At 32.9% G+C, this 17,158-nt stretch carries 14 protein-coding genes; 5 read left to right on the top strand and 9 right to left on the bottom strand.

The genetic code is table 11. The features are described 5' to 3' along the window. Positions 1-22: 22 nt before the first annotated feature. Complete coding sequence (locus M4L39_RS08810) at positions 23-1,297, bottom strand: YjiH family protein (protein WP_277581679.1); 1,275 nt, start codon at positions 1,295-1,297, stop codon at positions 23-25. A 143-nt stretch (positions 1,298-1,440) separates the two neighbouring features. Between M4L39_RS08810 and M4L39_RS08805 the strand changes: the two genes are divergently transcribed. Then, positions 1,441-2,316 carry a LysR family transcriptional regulator gene (locus M4L39_RS08805; protein ID WP_277581678.1) on the top strand — a complete coding sequence of 292 codons (876 nt, stop codon included), beginning with the start codon at positions 1,441-1,443 and terminating at the stop codon, positions 2,314-2,316. Here M4L39_RS08805 and hutG read toward each other — a convergent pair. Beyond that, positions 2,306-3,235 (bottom strand): formimidoylglutamase, encoded by a 930-nt coding sequence (gene hutG / locus M4L39_RS08800; RefSeq protein ID WP_277581677.1) that lies wholly within the window; start codon positions 3,233-3,235, stop codon positions 2,306-2,308. The genes M4L39_RS08805 and hutG overlap by 11 nt on opposite strands. A 261-nt stretch (positions 3,236-3,496) precedes the next feature. On the opposite strand from hutG, the gene M4L39_RS08795 reads away from it, so the two are divergent. Continuing rightward, positions 3,497-5,017, top strand: coding sequence for a CPBP family intramembrane glutamic endopeptidase (locus tag M4L39_RS08795; RefSeq protein ID WP_277581676.1), 1,521 nt, complete (start codon positions 3,497-3,499; stop codon positions 5,015-5,017). 453 nt (positions 5,018-5,470) lie between these two features. On the opposite strand, the gene M4L39_RS08790 is transcribed toward M4L39_RS08795, so the two are convergent. Further along, the gene (locus tag M4L39_RS08790) at positions 5,471-6,163 is read right to left on the bottom strand and encodes a ribose 5-phosphate isomerase A (RefSeq protein WP_277581778.1); all 693 of its coding nucleotides are present in this window, start codon (positions 6,161-6,163) and stop codon (positions 5,471-5,473) included. 160 nt (positions 6,164-6,323) lie between these two features. On the opposite strand from M4L39_RS08790, the gene M4L39_RS08785 reads away from it, so the two are divergent. Then, positions 6,324-6,992 carry an MOSC domain-containing protein gene (locus M4L39_RS08785; RefSeq protein ID WP_277581675.1) on the top strand — a complete coding sequence of 223 codons (669 nt, stop codon included), beginning with the start codon at positions 6,324-6,326 and terminating at the stop codon, positions 6,990-6,992. Positions 6,993-7,224: 232 nt separating this feature from the next. Here the strand turns inward: M4L39_RS08785 and M4L39_RS08780 are convergent, their stop codons facing one another. The 4 genes from M4L39_RS08780 to M4L39_RS08765 form a co-directional block, all read right to left on the bottom strand. Continuing rightward, positions 7,225-8,241, bottom strand: coding sequence for an aldose epimerase family protein (locus M4L39_RS08780; protein ID WP_277581674.1), 1,017 nt, complete (start codon positions 8,239-8,241; stop codon positions 7,225-7,227). Between the two features lie 673 nt (positions 8,242-8,914). After that, positions 8,915-10,153 carry an ABC transporter permease gene (locus M4L39_RS08775; RefSeq protein ID WP_277581673.1) on the bottom strand — a complete coding sequence of 413 codons (1,239 nt, stop codon included), beginning with the start codon at positions 10,151-10,153 and terminating at the stop codon, positions 8,915-8,917. Then, positions 10,146-11,045, bottom strand: coding sequence for an ABC transporter ATP-binding protein (locus tag M4L39_RS08770; RefSeq protein ID WP_277581672.1), 900 nt, complete (start codon positions 11,043-11,045; stop codon positions 10,146-10,148). The genes M4L39_RS08775 and M4L39_RS08770 overlap by 8 nt, the downstream gene beginning before the upstream one ends. Positions 11,046-11,272: 227 nt before the next feature. Then, positions 11,273-11,911: a DUF805 domain-containing protein gene (locus M4L39_RS08765; RefSeq protein WP_277581671.1), complete on the bottom strand. Its 639-nt coding sequence runs from the start codon at positions 11,909-11,911 to the stop codon at positions 11,273-11,275. A 204-nt stretch (positions 11,912-12,115) separates the two neighbouring features. On the opposite strand from M4L39_RS08765, the gene M4L39_RS08760 reads away from it, so the two are divergent. Continuing rightward, positions 12,116-12,727, top strand: a complete 612-nt coding sequence (locus M4L39_RS08760; protein WP_277581670.1) for a DNA-3-methyladenine glycosylase — start codon at positions 12,116-12,118, stop codon at positions 12,725-12,727. An 87-nt stretch (positions 12,728-12,814) separates the two neighbouring features. Here the strand turns inward: M4L39_RS08760 and M4L39_RS08755 are convergent, their stop codons facing one another. Next, entirely contained in the window at positions 12,815-14,143 is a 1,329-nt protein-coding gene (locus M4L39_RS08755; RefSeq protein ID WP_277581669.1) for a Na+/H+ antiporter NhaC family protein, read from the bottom strand. A 383-nt stretch (positions 14,144-14,526) separates the two neighbouring features. Between M4L39_RS08755 and gltS the strand changes: the two genes are divergently transcribed. Next, positions 14,527-15,735 (top strand): sodium/glutamate symporter, encoded by a 1,209-nt coding sequence (gltS, locus tag M4L39_RS08750; RefSeq protein ID WP_277581668.1) that lies wholly within the window; start codon positions 14,527-14,529, stop codon positions 15,733-15,735. Positions 15,736-16,096: 361 nt separating this feature from the next. Here gltS and fni read toward each other — a convergent pair whose 3' ends face one another. Next, positions 16,097-17,140, bottom strand: coding sequence for a type 2 isopentenyl-diphosphate Delta-isomerase (gene fni / locus M4L39_RS08745; protein ID WP_277581667.1), 1,044 nt, complete (start codon positions 17,138-17,140; stop codon positions 16,097-16,099). Positions 17,141-17,158: the final 18 nt, after the last annotated feature.

Raw genomic sequence — 17,158 nt, 5'->3', positions numbered from 1 at the left:
ATTAATCTTTGCTTAATAAATCTTAAAATAGCCATAATGCGAATGGTATCGTGATCAGTAATGTGAGCACTACTCTTTCAAACCATATCAAGACCAATTTACCGACTGATATTTTTATTTCAGTTGAAAGAATCACAGGTACCACACTCGAGAAAAAGATAATCGCTGAAACACTCATTACCGCTACTATAAACCTCGTAGCTAAATCAGCAGTTTGTGCAATCGCTGCAGGTAACAACATCTCAACAATTGAAATGGTTGATGCTTGCGCTAATACTGCTACATCCTGAACTGGGAATATACTTATAAATGGATAAAAAATATAAGATACATATTCTACTATCGGTGTATATTCAGCAATAATTAAACCTAAGAAACCGATAGACATAATAGAAGGTAAAATCGCAATTGTCATTACGACGCCATCACGTAAATTTTCACGTACGTTTCCTATTAGTGAGTCAGCATTTTTAACAGCCAACTTAGCTTCTAACCAAGACTCTTTTAATAAAGGCATATCTCTGCGTTTTTCTTCTTTATATGGTTGGTTCTGATATGTCGTGTTTTTCTCAAATCTTATAGGTGGGAGTTGTACGGTGATGGCAGTAACTATAAAAGTTACTGCAAGTGTGAACCAAAAATAAAGGTTCCAATGTTCAATAATACCTAGTGTATTAGCCACTATAATCATAAAAGTAGCAGATACCGTTGAAAAACCTGTAGCAACTATAACTGCTTCTTTATGCGTATAGCCACCACTCTTATAGACTTTATTTGTAATTAACAAGCCAATTGAATAACTCCCTACAAACGAGGCAACCGCATCAACTGCTGATTTACCTGGCGTTTTAAAAATAGGTCTCATGACTGGTCTCATAATTACGCCAATAAATTCTAATAATCCGTAACCTACTAAAAATGTTAATAAAATAGCCCCTACTGGGATTAACACACTTAGTGGTATCGCTAATTTGTCGTATAAAAACGGTCCAATACTTTCTTTCAATACAAATCCTGGCCCAAAATCAAAGACAATCATGAAAGCAATGAAGACGCCTAATACTTTAAATAAGCTAAATATAATATCAGTTTTTGATTTGTTCCATTTTTTATTAATAAATGGATGTAATGCACCTATAATGATTAAAAGTAATACATAATAAGGTAAAATTGGATTTACCAAAAATGTAATCCACTGAACAATATGATCAATCAGAATTGTTGATTTACCATTAATCGTTATAGGTACAAAGAAACATATAATGCCAATCAAGCTATAAATGAAAAATTTCCACATGTACTTCACGCCCCTAACATGAAAGTACGCCTCCCGCTATATCACTAAGTATAATATGATATTATATATACTACCAATATAAATAAACTAATTATTGATAACTTTAAGCTATAAATTAATTACATATTCAAGGAGGTATTATATTGAAAATCATTCAATTAGAATATTTTGTAGCCGTTGTGAAATATAATAGCTTTACTAAGGCTGCTAACTTTTTACATATTAGTCAACCATCTTTAACGACTACGATTAAAAAAATGGAAGCTAATTTAGGTTATGACCTTTTTATGAGAACTACTAAGGATATTAAAATCACTGAAAAAGGAATACATTTTTATAATTACGCACAGCAATTGATACAGAACTATCATCAAACGCTCGAAAAAATGTATGATCTCAATATGGGACATGCGCCTAAAATCAAATTATCTATTTTAGAATCGGCAAATCAATGGATTTCCCAAGTGCTTTCTATCCATTTAAAATATAACCCTAATCAAACTTATCTAGTATCTGAGGTGCATGACCAAAACAAAATACTGGAACAGCTCATCAATTTTGAAAATCACCTTGCATTGACCAACGAACAAATTGATCACGAAGATATTAAATCTATCCCTTTATATGATGAATCTTACGTCGTTATTACGCCTAAGAATGCTTTTCCAGGTACTAAAATAACGTCTATTAAATCATTGCCATTAATTTTACCAACCAAAGGTTCTCAAGTGCGCAAACATCTTGATGATTACTTTACACGTATGAACATACATCCGAATATCATTATGGAAGTCGATCGTTTTGAAGCGGCTACGAATTTTGTACATAGAGGATTGGGATATGCTGTTATTCCACGTGTATATTATCAATCATTTAATGCGCGAGATTTAGACGCTTTAGAAATGCATCCCAAATTAGGTCGTTCAATTTATATCAACTACCTAAAAAAAAGAAAGCACTCTGAGAGAGTACTTTCTTTTATAGATCAGTGCATTGATTATTGGTATATTAAAGAATAAAATGATGTAAAAAATTAGCAGATAATTTAGCAGTTCGATTATCTACATCATATTTTGGATTCGTTTCAGCAATACTAACTGTTGAAACTTTTTCATTTGGAATAATGCGTTTAGCTAATTCTAGTACCACATGTGGCGAGAGCCCTAACACAGCATTTGCACTTACACCTGGTGCGAATGCACTATCAATAACATCCATACATATCGTAAACATAATCACATCATGATCATGTATAAAACGTTCTATTTTATCCTTAATTGGAGGAGATATTTGATGTAACAATTCATCAGAATAAACAAAACCGATGTCTTTTTCTTTCGCGTAATCAAATAGTGCTTGCGTGTTACCACCTTGTTGAATACCTAATACTAAATAATCAGTATTTTCATCCTGTTCTAAAATTTGTCTGAAGCTCGTGCCAGAAGTAGAGCCTGATTCTTTTCTAGTGTCAAAGTGTGCGTCAATATTAATGACACCAATAGATGCGTCTGGAAACGCCTCACGTGTGCCCAGATACTGTGCATAAGCGATATCATGTCCGCCACCTAGCAAAAAGGTTTGGTTATGTCTTTGTATCGATGTAGCAACATAATGTGCAAATTCTTGCTGCGTTTCTTCTAAAGTCTCGTGATTATGTTCAACATTCCCATAATCATAAATTGTACATGTTCTTAAGACTGGTAAATTAGCAAAAGTCTTCTTGATTGCATCAGGGCCTAACTTAGCTCCAATTCTTCCTTTATTAAGTTCCACACCCTTATCAACCGCATAGCCTAACAAACCTACACCGTGACGTGGCTCATTGTACTCATCTTCAATATTACGAAATTGTATTGTTTGAAAATGCCTAAACTCTGTTTTCTCTGTTTCACTATCTACTCTTCCTGTCCATAAATCACGTTGTGCTAATTTATACATAGTTCTCCTCCTTTTGAAACTATATCGACACTTAAAGTATACGCTTACATTTTTGCCAATTCAATGATATTTATAATTACCTTTACCCAATTGTCTAAAAGTTAATTTAGAAATTCATATTAAAATTGTTTCAATTACGCGTTTGTTTTTGTAAAAGTATTACATTTCAATGATAATTATTTGAATTTAATTTATTTATCACTAAGATGTATGTATAATTAGGAATAAATGATTTTTCTGAACCCTATTGGAGGTTACATAATGAATACAAAACGTATACCAGGTTTTCAATGGGCAATGATGATATTTATTTTCTTCATTATTGCTTATGCAGCGCCTATTATACTTAAAGATTTTCAAGGTACAATTTCGCTTAAAACTTTTGTCTTTGACATAAGTAGCTTAGCACCATTTATTGCTGCTATTATATGTTTGCTTGTCTTTAAGCACAGAGGCACGCAACTCGGTAGCTTAAAGCTTTCAATCAGTTTAAAAGTTATAGAACGTATCATCTTAGCACTCGTCATACCACTAATTATTTTTATTATTGCTATGGTATGCTTCAACGTTTACGCAGATAGTTTTGTGCTTCTACAAACAGAAGATTTATCTGTTTCAATTATATCAATTATTATTGGCCAAATTATCATGGCTTTCTTAGTAGAATTTGGTTTCCGTTCTTATTTACAACATATTGTTGAAACTAAGATGAATACATTTATCGCATCTGTTATTGTAGGTGTTATGTATTCAATATGGAATGTTAATATTTCATTTAGCTTTGATTATGCGATATATAGTTTCCTTTATTCTTTTGCTTTTTCAATGATTATCGGAGAGCTTATTCGCGCAACAAAAGGACGTACAATATACATTGCGACAATCTTCCATGCGACAATGTCATTTGGTTTCGTCTTCTTATTTAACGAAGAATTGGGCGATGTGTTCCCAATGAAAGTAATCGCTTTAACTACAGCCGCTGTTGCTGCTGTTTATATTCTATTAAGTATTATCGTTCGTGCAATTCTGTATTTCTTCACAAAACGTAGTTTAGATGAAGTGGACGATAACAATTATCTTGATCACGTTAATGAAACGTCTGAAAACGATGCTCAAACTGACGATAATGAAGATGAAAATAGCGTTAAAGATGAAAACAACACAAACACATCAACTTCAGACAGCTTAAAGGCAACGACTACTGCAAGTGGTGTAGCTGCAGCTCATCATACGTCTCATGACTCAAATCAACAGCAACAATCTACTGAAACAACAAAGACGACAGCTTCAACAGTCGATGATAAAGATACTGCAGCATCTACAACGTCTTCTGATAATGAAGCAACTGAACAAAACAACTCAAATTTAACTACTGATGATAATCAAAAGAAGACAAATACTGAAAACAACACAATAAATGATGATAGTGTTGTTATTAATGAACAAGCTGACAAAATTAATGATGATGACAATAACGATTCAAATAATTTAACTAATAGTTCGGTTGAAGCATCTACTGAAAAAGTAAAGCACGATACAACTGATAACAATAATGAGGCGTTAAAAACAAGTGCACATTATTCAACTGATCGTAAATCTTCAGCTGTGAGTAATGCCAAAGCATCCATTACTGACGATAATCATGTTGAAGACACATCATCAACTGAATCAAACACTACACACGCAATAACACATAGCGATGCAGAAGTAGACAATGATTCAAATGATAAACGCACGCGTTCTCCTTTTAATCTTAAAAGTAAACGTGGTCACCGTCGTTAGTTATATCAATCACTAACACCATAAAAATTTGAGAGCGTATTGTATATATAATACGTCTTCTCAGAATGAGGCTGAGACATAAATACATGTTTCAGCCTCATTTTAATTGGCAGTAGCTGACTGAATTGAAAATGCGCTTATACTACGCTTTTAAAGAATTACTACTTCATTTATGAAAACAAGTAGTTCTTATGCAAGAGCTTCAGCTCTTGTATTCCTTTTTTAGTCATCTTTGTCGGGCTAGGCTCATGCAACGAAATCTCATTAGGAAAATTAGATTTCTGTCCCACGCCTATTATTTGTACACGCTTTTCACGGGCACAGCATCAACCTGTAGTCTTCGCCGAATGTTTTATTAACTAAAAAGGAGTCAGCACAAATCACTGTCATTTCTAAATAAAAGCAAAAAAAGTGATAAATAATCCTTTGGACCTCTATCACTTTTTGTATTATTTATTTTTCAAGAACTTTCACACCGTCTGTCGAACCAATAATAATTTGGTCAGCAACATCTAAGAAATAACCGGTTTCCAATACACCCACAAGATGGATTAAATACTCATGCATTTCGTAAGCATCTATATTTCCGTTTAATTCTAAGTCCAATATATAGTTTCCATTATCTGTAATAAAAGGCACATCATCAACAACACGGCGTATCGCTTTAACATTACCACTACCATATGACTCAATCTTTTTAGAAACGAGTAGCCAATTAAATTTATCTACTTCTACTGGAAGCTTAAACGTTTGACCTAAATAATCCACACATTTACTATCATCGATTAAAACAATAAATCTATCTGCCATAGCATCGATCACTTTTTCTCTAAACAGAGCCCCACCGCCACCTTTTATAAGGTTTAATTGACCGTCTACTTCATCAGCACCATCAATTGCGATGTCAATTTTGTCCACATCGTTCACGTCAACTACACGCATACCTAGTTCTTTTGCGATATAAGCCGTTTTGTTAGAAGTACAGACTCCAGTGATATCAATATGTGCTTGTTCTAATTTCTCTGCGATTTTTGGCACGAGTAATTCAATTGTTGATCCTGAACCAACACCCACAATCATACCATCTTTAATTTGGTCTAATGCATCATCAAATGTACTTAACTTCAACTGTTTTTTATTCATAATGCTTCCCCTTTACACACTGTACTTTTATCTTTATTGTACATGAGATTTATAAAAATACATAGCTAAAAAAAGTAAATATAAGACTCAAATATATGTTTGCTTGCATATTCAAAAAATTGTTTTAAAATGATATTTACTAAACTGCAGGAGGTACTGAATTATGATTTATGCTCTAAATGCAATTTCTACAGGTAAAATTCAAGATTTATCATACAGTACAAAAAGACCTATGCGCTCAGCCTTAAATAAAAAGAGAATCACAGGACAAATGTGGTTATCAAAGACTGGATTCGTTGAAGACGAACAAGAGTATAAAGGTCATGGTGGAGCAGACAAAGCTCTATGTCTTTATAGTAAGAAGAACTATGACTTATGGAAAAATGATGTTTCTACATTACCTGACTATGCTATGTTTGGTGAGAATTTAACTGCTGTCGATATAGATGAAATTGATGTTTATTTGGGTGACCAATTTCAATTAGGTGAAGCAATTGTAGAAGTATCTGAAATAAGAGAGCCTTGTTGGAAGATTCAAGAAAAATATAAAATTCCAGATTTAGTTAAGCGTATGTCGCGTTCATGTAAGACTGGGTTTTATCTTAGAGTTATCAAAGAAGGGTTTGTAGATGGTACTGCAAATTTAGAATTAATACATTCTTCAAACACGCATATGCCTCTATCAGTGTTCGAACTTAATGACATCTATTATAACGATAATAAAAATATCGCCCGCTTAAAAGATGCTATAAAAAATCCCTATCTCACCAATGAAAGACTTTCAAAGTTGCAAAAATTTTTAAAGCGAGCACAAAACATTGCAGAGAAATAAATATATAAATGCCAGATAGACAAAAATCTAATTTTTCTAATAAGATTTCGTTGTCCCCCGTCAAAGATGACTAAAAAATATCATACAAGGGCTGTAACCCTTGCATAAAAACTAATTATTTTCATGAATGAAGTAGTCGTTTTTTTAAAGCTTAATATAAGCGCATTACAAAAAATAAATCTGAGACATGTATCGATGTCTCAGATTTATTTTCATAATATTAATTTAGTTTCTATAACTCTTTTTCGAAAATTTTATATGACGTTTTTGAGTAGTATGGTTGATTAGCTTCCAATATAGATGGTGCTTTATCTCCCATTAAGTTAATATCATTTGGTATACATTGCGTCTCAAGTGTAAAACCAGAATGTGCTTTATAAATATTAAAATCACTTTGCCAACTTGTAGTGTCATTAAACGTGAAAATAACAACATTTGGCATGTCAGTATTTACTGTTAATAAAAAGCGTTTATTTTCAACAGTCATTTCATTACCACCTATATCAAATGGGTGATCGATGCCGCCAAAATGTTCCATTTGAGCTTTCACAACTGGATGATCACTCGTAAAGATGTCTTTAAATTGAATGTTTTCTTCCTTAAATGTGTCCACTAAATCAATTGGTTTCATACTTTTAACGATATTATCGTCGCCTAATAAATACATATCTAATTTTGAACTTGCAATACTATGATTATCAATTACATTGTTATCTCTATTCAAATTAAAGTATACATGATTCATCGGGTTAAATAACGTTTTCTCAGTAGCCGTTGCTTTGTATTCAATTGTCCATTTATGATCTACATCATAAGTATGAATAACTTCTAGCTCAATATCACCAGGAAAATGATCGTCCGAACTTTTTATAGTCGTTGTAAAAATTACTTTTACTTGGCCTACTTGTTCTTCAATTTCGTAATCAAAGAAGCGTGTACCAATACCCTCAGGTCCACCATGTATGTTATGTGTCCCGTTATTTGCGTCAAGCTGATAAGTCTTTCCATCTAATTCAAATGTAGCATTTGCTATTCTACCACCATAACGGCCAATTGTTGCTCCGAAATGAAATGGATTTTCTTCATAGAATTCATCTGCTTCTACAACATTTCCAAGTACAATGTTATTATCATCGTACTTCCATGAAACGATACGTGCTCCATAATTTGTAAAAACAATTTTCGTTTCTTCATTATCAATTTTAATTAAATCAATACCATTACTTTGGCTTTCTACTTTTGCAAACATCATCAATTACTCCCTTTCAAACCCAATATTTTTCCAAATACTAATATTAAGTTTTATCATGAATAAAAACATCACTTACAAACGTGGCCTGTAAATCACAACCCAGAGGGGGTCTGCATTGTGTTTAGGCAATGTAATCTATCTCACTACAAGTCCAAATAACTTGAATATTTATTATGGTAATAATATTTCAATTGTAGTGAGCAATCCCTATCACACTTAATACGATTAAATGAAACAACATCACTGTGATTAACTATGCTTCCCTCTAGCATAAGTTAACTTGCAAAGTCACTGTGATGCACTAACATAATCTTGTGTAACTGTTCAATACTCCCTATTTCTTCTTTTGCTCTCTTATATTGTAACAATTTAGTCAAATGTTTATCTATACTAATCGTCAATTTTAACAAACAATCATAAAAATTGTTATACTTTTTCTACTATTATACAAATTCCAGCCATTTTTTATTGTATAATATTATAACCTTGTTGAATTCCTCTTTATTCTACTACTTAATTTATATAAGTACATAGTATTTTTTATATAAATAACTTTCTCTATATTTTAAAAAGGTACATTTATATAATAAACGTCTCAACAGCCAAAAATAAACCACCACCACATATTACATGCTGATGGCAGTTTATTTTAATAATGCATATTAAAATATTATTTTCTGTTAAATATACGTTTTACGGAACTCATAAATCCTTTATCAAAACTCAATATCGTATCTTTATAACTACGCACTGCAATCCATAATAGTATAAAAATAGTGATAATTGATAACACCATACTTACTACAATTTCCCAAATTGCTACATCAGGCGTGGATGCACGGACAAACATCACAAATGGTGAAAGTAATGGTATAAAGCTCGTAATTTTCACCAATAATGTATCTGTATTCATTATACTAAATAAGGAAATATAGAAGGCAATCATACTAATTAAAGTCATTGGCATTAATGATTGATTAATATCTTCTATACGGGCAGTGATAGATCCTAAAATCGCTGCTAAAATGATATATGAAAGTATACCAATGATCATTGATATGATACCTACGACGATTAGTTGCACCGTTAATTCATTTGGTTCAATATCGAACCCTTTTAACATATCTCCAATATCAAATAATAAGAAACATATAATGCCAGCTACAATAAATATACTGATTTGGGTTAACGCTACTGAAACCACGCCTGCCATCTTCGCAAGCATATGCGTCACTGGTGACACACTCGTAATAATCATTTCAATAACACGTGATGTTTTCTCAGTTGCGATTTCCATAGCAACTTGACTCGCATAATTGAAAACGATAAAGAATATAAGCATCACACCTGCATAAACAATCATTGTATTAAAGCCTTTTTGAGCTTCACTTAAATTTGAATTGTTAGCATTATCTGCAAGCACTTCTGAAGTTACTTCACTTTGAGATTGTAACTGCTTTAATTCGTCTTGTGACAAGTTTAAATTCGTTGCAACGAATTGTGTTTGTAAAGTTGATAATGTCGCTTTTAATTTTTGCTTATCTTGTTCTGAAACAGCATCTTTACTCAATATTTTACCTGAAAGCTTTTTATCTTCACTCAGTTTAATAACGTAAGCTTTATCTAATTTTTCGTTTTTAACTTGTGACTTTGCTTGTTTTTCTGATACTTGCTTAAAGTCTGCCCCTTCATCAAGCTGATCACCTTGTGATTTAATAACTTTGTAAATTTGGTTATCTGAAGATACGACGCCTACTTTATCAGGGCCATCATCAAATAAATCAATGATTTTATTAATGTTTGCCGCTCCCACCATTAAAAGAATCACAATAGATGTGAAGATAACAAATGACTTCGTTTTAACTTTACTTTTATAAGTTAGAGAAAATGTCGCAAAGAATTTATCCATTGACGTCACCTACTTTTGCTATAAAGATTTCATTTAATGTCGGTTCTACAACTTGAAACCTTTTGACGAAACCGTATTGTGTAACTACTTCATAAATTTTTTCAGCAACGGCTTCTGCCTCAATCATTGCTTTAATTTCTCTTTTACTTCTATCTACATGTAAGACACCATCAATGTTATCTATTTCTGGCATTTCATGTTCTGTTTCTACGACGACGCTTTTATTACCATGATTAGCTTTCACTTCATCAATTGGTCCTGAAACAACAAGCTCTCCACGATTTAGAATGCAGACATTATCACATAATTCTTCTACATGTTCCATTCTATGAGAGCTATATATAATAGTTGTGCCAGCGTCATTTAAATCTTTAACAGCAGATTTTAATAACTCTACATTTACTGGATCTAGGCCACTGAATGGTTCATCCAAAATGAGTAATTCTGGTTTATGTAACATACTTGCTAATAATTGAATTTTTTGTTGATTCCCTTTAGATAGTGCTTCAATTTTCTTTTCTCTATTTTCGTTAATACCAAATCTATCTAACCAATAGTCTATAGCTTCCGTGATTGCCTTGGATTTCATACCTTTTAAAGTAGCTAAATAACGTAATTCATCTTCTACTTTCATTTTAGGATGTAATCCTCTCTCTTCTGGTAAATAGCCAATGTGATTGTATGAAGTCTTATCTATGGGTTTATCATTATATGCAATTTTACCTTCAGTGATTGGTGTCAGTCCTAAAATCATTCTGAAGGTTGTCGTTTTTCCTGCACCATTTCTGCCTAGAAAACCTAACATTTTACCTTGCTCTAAAGATAACGAAATATCATTAACAGCCGTAAAATCTTTATATCTCTTGGTTACATGTTCAATGTTTAATGACACTGTGCACCAACCCCTCTCTTTTAAAAATAATATACTTTGATAATACCATTAGATCTAGCAAAGTTACATTTTAAATTGAACTTTGCTAGATTTAATTCTATTTTATTTGTTGTCATGGCCATGCCTGATAAATAGCATAACTTTTTTACTTCTTGTACAAGTGGTATCACACAATAAAAAATTAACGCTGTTTCCACTTAAACAAAGTTGGGAACAACGTTTTAATTTCAGTATTTTAATTCATCTTGCTTTGGAGTTTGTCCAAGCTGCTCATTTTCTTTAGGGTTAAAAGTATTCTCATATGCATTAATATTTGGACGAATGTGATTACCGTATTTATGGCTCGTCCCATATTTATTCGTTTTTCTCTCACTATCTAAGCAACAAATAACTAAACAATATATGCCTAATGCAATATAAATGATATATATCAATATCAGCGTAATGATACTAGAAACATTAGCATATTCAGGATCCATCGCATTTATCAATGTAACAATAATATTAGTAACAATTAATACGGTAAAATAAATCACTGGTATCAACATTTTTCTACCAGTATCATGAAATCTTCTCACCAATAATGCCCAACTAGGAATAAATGTAGCAAAACTATATATACCAATATATATAAAAAACATAATTAGTAAAAGAGTACCCATTGCAGTAACTTCACCGGAATAAGATGAAATACCTGAAACAAGCATGATTAAACCTAAAATAAGTAATATTAGCGCTGGTATCATAAAAATCATATGCCATAACGTCATGTACCAATATTCGCTACGACGTGAGCGCCCTTTAAAATTAACATAGTTTGTCCAGAACAATTTGAGAGCTTGAAGAAAACCGATTTTCCGCTCCATATTATTCCTCCTTCCATATACATTTGTTAAAGATAATTTTTAATTTACATTAAATTTTGGTACATTATATGTAAATTCTTTAAATATCTTATTTAGTTAAGTGTAACAAACTATTTTGTAAGTAGTAATACAATTTTACTTATTCTAAAAAAAACATTTAAAAATATTTATTTTTAAAAAAACTAGAAACCGGAGGAACAACTAATGGATTTTTTACGTCGAGATACAGTATCTATTGCTAAAGATTTATTAGGTGTCAAAGTGATTTTCCAAGATGAACTCGAAACATTTACTGGATATATTGTAGAAACTGAAGCCTATATTGGCAAAGAGGATCGTGCTGCTCATGGTTTTAATGGAAAAAGGACGCCCAAAGTAGAATCCTTGTATAAACGCGGTGGGACGATATATGCGCACGTTATGCACAATCACCTTTTAATCAATTTTGTCACAAAAGATGAAGGCATCCCCGAAGGTGTGTTAATCAGAGCTGTAGAGCCTGAAGAAGGCATCGAAACCATGAAACTGAATAGGGGAAAAAACGGATTCGAATTAACAAATGGCCCTGGAAAGTGGACGAAAGCTTTTAATATCCCTCGCCATTTAGATGGTTCACGTTTAAATGAAGGTCGTCTATTAATAGACACTAAAAATCGTAAATATCCATGTGCTATTGAAGAAAGCGGACGTATCGGTATTCCAAATAAAGGCGATTGGACTTTTAAACCATTACGTTATACTGTCAAAGGCAATCCATATGTCTCTAAGATGCGCAAATCAGATATGACAGATTCAGAACATACATGGCGCAAATAAAATATTACAACAATATAAAGCAAAAGGAGCTTCCATCTTGGAAGCTCCTTTTGCTCTATATAAAGTATAGCTTTTTCATTAACTCATTTATTTTTTAACTTTTTTACTGCCATCTAACAAACCAAATTGGATGGTAATAACTGTACAAATAACAAATACAACTGGGTAGAATGAATATTTTAATACTTCTAAATAAGAAACATCGCCATATTGTTCAACCATTAACATCCCACTGTCGTGAGGGAGAACCATTAAGGCACAACAAGCGAAAATATCTAGTAAGCTGGCCATCCGTTTAGGTGGTACTTTATATTCATCGCCAATTTCTTTTGCAATCGGTGCAGAAATAATAATCGCTAACGTATTATGTGAAAGTGCCGCAGAAAGCACACCTGACATCATACTAATTACATATTCAGCACTTTTGCGTCCAGTTGCTTTTCGTTTCATAGCGCGAATAATCCAATCTACACCGCCATAGTATCGAATTAATGCTACAAGTCCAGATACCAAGAATGCTACAAGGAAAATGTTGAACATACTTTCCATACCATCACCAATCGATTTCGTAAATTGGAAGATACCCATTTGACCTTGAACCAAACCTAGTAGTCCAGCCATCCCAATACCAAGAATAAGAACAAGAATCACGTCTAAACCTGCAATAGCAGCTATTAATACAAATATATAAGGCAAAATATTAATGAAATTGAAACTTAGATCGCCTTCTACATTACCAGTACCGCCAACAATGGCATATATAATAGCCGTGATGAGCGCGGCAGGTAAAGCAATCAACACATTCATTTTAAATTTATCTTTCATCTTGGCGCCTACACCATTCGTTGCGGCAATCGTTGTATCAGAAATGATAGATAAATTATCACCAAAGTAAGCACCTGCAATAACTGCTGCACCAGCTGCAGCTACACTTAAGTCTGCTGCTTGTGCTACCGCTACACCTACAGGAATAAATGCTGCTTGCGCTCCTGTTGAAGTCCCTAACGTTAACGCAGCAAATCCACTCATTATAAATATTCCTGGTATAAGTAAACTTGGTGGGATAACGGATAGGCCCATGTTGACCATAGCGTCTTTACCACCCATCTCAGAAGTAACCGTTGAAAAAGCACCTGCAAGTAACAAGATTAATCCGAGATTTACAATGCCTGAGTTCCCTGCATGTTCAGTAAAAATCTGAACTTTTTTCGTAAATTTCGTTTTTCTATCATAACAAGTCCATGCTATGACAATACCTATAAAAATAGCGACATGTCGTGGCAATTGATCAAATGCATCCTCTTTGCCCATAATCGTAAATGTAATCCCTACGCCGATATATAAAACTAAAAAGATAACTAATGGCAATAACGCTAACGCACCATATTGTTTTTCACTTCTTAAAGACTCATCCATATACTTTCTCCTTATAACCTAGTATTTTCATATGATATATAGTATATCAAAACTGATTGAATGTCATCGCATAAAGTTCATTTCTTTCATATAAAAATTGTTTAGTCTTTATATAGCTGTTTAATCGTTATTAATGATTCTAATTTACTTTCTTATTATTAACTTTTATCCTATGTAAATTAAGCTCCATTATAAAATTCGGTGTTAAATTACACAAAAAAACTATATATTTCTTTGTATATAATTTTTTTGTAGCATTATTATATTCGAGAATGTATAATAAATATAATGGGCTTTTGTAAGCACTTTCTTGTTTTAGTGCGAAATTTGTTTACATATCACATTATAGGAGAGATTTATTTGTAAAATGAGGGGGAATGAAAATGCTAGAGCTAGATGCTATAACTACTTTAGCACTCGCGAGTGTTTTATACCTTTTAGGTATATTTATTGTGAATCACGTATCAATTTTAAGGCGATTATGTATTCCAGCACCAGTAATTGGTGGTTTGTTATTCTCGATACTTGTTGCTGTCTTACAATCAACGAACATTATAACAATAAAATTAGATTCTGATTTTATTCAGAATTTCTTTATGCTTGCTTTCTTTACAACAATTGGACTAGGAGCATCATTAAAACTACTACGCTTAGGCGGAAAGGTATTAATATTATATTTTATCTTTTGTGGCGTTCTTGCCGTATTCCAAAATATCATCGGCGTATCTATCGCAAAAGTTTTAAATATCCCACCACTACTTGGACTAACAGCTGGTTCAATGTCAATGGAAGGCGGACATGGTAATGCGGCAGCATATGGTCAAACCGTGCAAAACATGGGTATTGATTCAGCATTAACAGCCGCTCTAGCAGCCGCAACATTAGGCCTTGTTGCTGGTGGTTTAATTGGTGGACCTGTCGTTAAATTTTTAATAAATAAATATAATTTAAAACCAGAAAATGCAGAAGAGACAACTAAAGATTATAGTAATGTAAAATCAAACTCATATTTAAAAAACCGTATGACACCGACAACAATTTTCCTATTACAATTTTCAATTGTAGCCATCTGTATGGCCATTGGTTCTTATCTAGGAAATACGTTCTCAGACTTAACAGGTATTAATATCCCTGTTTATGTAGGTGCAATGTTTGTCGCAGTTATTATACGTAATATTTCAGAATATAATAATTTGAATCTTATTGATATGAAGATTATCGATAGTATCAGTGATGTTTCTCTTAGCTTATTCTTATCTATTGCCTTAATGAGTATTCAACTTACTGAAATTTATCAGTTAGCAGTGCCGTTAATTGTTATTGTATTAGCACAAGTTGTATTTATCGTATTATTCTCAGTCTTCGTAGTATTCCGAGGACTTGGTAAAAACTATGACGCCGCAGTTATGATTGGTGGTTTCATCGGCCATGGTCTAGGTGCTACACCTAACGCAATGGCTAACTTAGATGTTATTACTAAAAAATACGGTGCTTCACCTAAAGCTTATCTTGTCGTTCCGATTGTCGGCGCGTTCTTAATAGATTTACTTGGTGTACCTATCGTTACAACATTTATTAACATTTTTGGTTAAAATAAAAATTGATTTCTATATAAAAATATAGAAACTCACTGGCAGTGTTAACTGAGTCTTATTATAATTTTTATACATAAGCCACCTCGTTTTGAAGTTATGTTAGAGTAACTTTATTATACGAAAGTGGCTTATTTTTTTGTATAAATTTATATAATTATACCGATTTTGTAAAGAGCTGACGCCTAGGGGAATAGTATGAGTGAGAGACTACAGGCTCGATCCATACTATAAAAAATCTGACAAACATGCGCTTTCAAAATCGGAAGATTTTAAATAGAAAAGCACCAATCCATTATAAACTAATAGATTAGTGCTTTAAATTTTAGGATGAGATATTTATGTCTCACCTATCCTTTATTTATCTAATATCTAATCCTCTTTGCTCTATCCATGATTCTAGCTTAGGACTAAAGATCATTTGTGATTGTTTTAAATCTTTAATAGTTGGCGTATCAAGCATTGTCATAATTTTCTTCATATGATCTGTAAATTGTTCAGTATAATCAATTGTCTCTGTGATGCCATGGTTCTCGACTTGGTTTAAAAACGGTCGTGACATACCAACAGCACTGGCGCCTAATGCTAGACATTTCACTGCATCTAATGGTGTTCTCACACCACCGCTTGCTAATATATCCATATCTTGCTGGTGAGCAGTACTTTCTAATAATGATTCAACAGTCGTTTGACCCCATAAACCAAGATAATCCATATCTTTATACGTACGTCTTTCATTTTCAATATCTACAAAATTTGTACCCCCGCGTCCACTGACGTCAACGTAACGGACTCCAATCTCATGCAATTGTTTAATTGTTTCTTTGCTCATACCAAAACCAACTTCTTTAACAATCACTGGTACATCCACGTGTGCTACAATTTGTGCAAGGTTTTCCATCCACGTAGAAAAAGTTCTATTCCCTTCTGGCATGACAAGTTCTTGAGGTGCGTTTACGTGAACTTGTAGAGCTTGGGCATCAAGTAATTTCACTGATTCAACTGCTTTATCTACGGGCACATCTGCGCCAACATTACTGAATATAATACCATCAGGATTGGTTTCTCTTACTACACTAAATGATGAAATCATTTTACTATTACGTAAAGCAGCATGTGTTGACCCTACAGCCATTGCCATTCCTGTTTCACGTGCAATGATTGCCAACTTCTCATTGATCTGTTTCGTCCATTCACTGCCGCCTGTCATTGCATTAATATATAATGGTTTCTTAAGTGTAAAGTCCTTCAATTCGCTTTGTATATTAACATCATCTACATCGATATTCGGAATTGAATGATGGACAAACCTTATTTCGTCAAAATCTGAAATCGTAGCATCTTGTTGTGCCATTGCAATTTCTACGTGCTCATTCTTTCTTTGTTCTCTTTTATTATCACTCATATTTTGCCCTACTTTCAA

Origin of the sequence: Staphylococcus equorum (genome assembly GCF_029531845.1) — a bacterium.
Classification (GTDB): domain Bacteria; phylum Bacillota; class Bacilli; order Staphylococcales; family Staphylococcaceae; genus Staphylococcus; species Staphylococcus equorum_C.
The sequence above is the reverse complement of the archived record's forward strand: the minus strand, read 5'-3'. Positions and strand labels throughout refer to the sequence as shown.

Excerpts from the sequence above, each read along its gene's own strand:
- M4L39_RS08810 (WP_277581679.1), bottom strand. The coding sequence starts at position 1,297 with ATGTGGAAATTTTTCATTTATAGCTTGATTGGCATTATATGTTTCTTT.
- hutG (WP_277581677.1), bottom strand. The coding sequence starts at position 3,235 with ATGTATAAATTAGCACAACGTGATTTATGGACAGGAAGAGTAGATAGT.
- M4L39_RS08795 (WP_277581676.1), top strand. The coding sequence starts at position 3,497 with ATGAATACAAAACGTATACCAGGTTTTCAATGGGCAATGATGATATTT.
- M4L39_RS08785 (WP_277581675.1), top strand. The coding sequence starts at position 6,324 with ATGATTTATGCTCTAAATGCAATTTCTACAGGTAAAATTCAAGATTTA.
- M4L39_RS08780 (WP_277581674.1), bottom strand. The coding sequence starts at position 8,241 with ATGTTTGCAAAAGTAGAAAGCCAAAGTAATGGTATTGATTTAATTAAA.
- M4L39_RS08775 (WP_277581673.1), bottom strand. The coding sequence starts at position 10,153 with ATGGATAAATTCTTTGCGACATTTTCTCTAACTTATAAAAGTAAAGTT.
- M4L39_RS08765 (WP_277581671.1), bottom strand. The coding sequence starts at position 11,911 with ATGGAGCGGAAAATCGGTTTTCTTCAAGCTCTCAAATTGTTCTGGACA.
- M4L39_RS08760 (WP_277581670.1), top strand. The coding sequence starts at position 12,116 with ATGGATTTTTTACGTCGAGATACAGTATCTATTGCTAAAGATTTATTA.
- M4L39_RS08755 (WP_277581669.1), bottom strand. The coding sequence starts at position 14,143 with ATGGATGAGTCTTTAAGAAGTGAAAAACAATATGGTGCGTTAGCGTTA.
- gltS (WP_277581668.1), top strand. The coding sequence starts at position 14,527 with ATGCTAGAGCTAGATGCTATAACTACTTTAGCACTCGCGAGTGTTTTA.
- fni (WP_277581667.1), bottom strand. The coding sequence starts at position 17,140 with ATGAGTGATAATAAAAGAGAACAAAGAAAGAATGAGCACGTAGAAATT.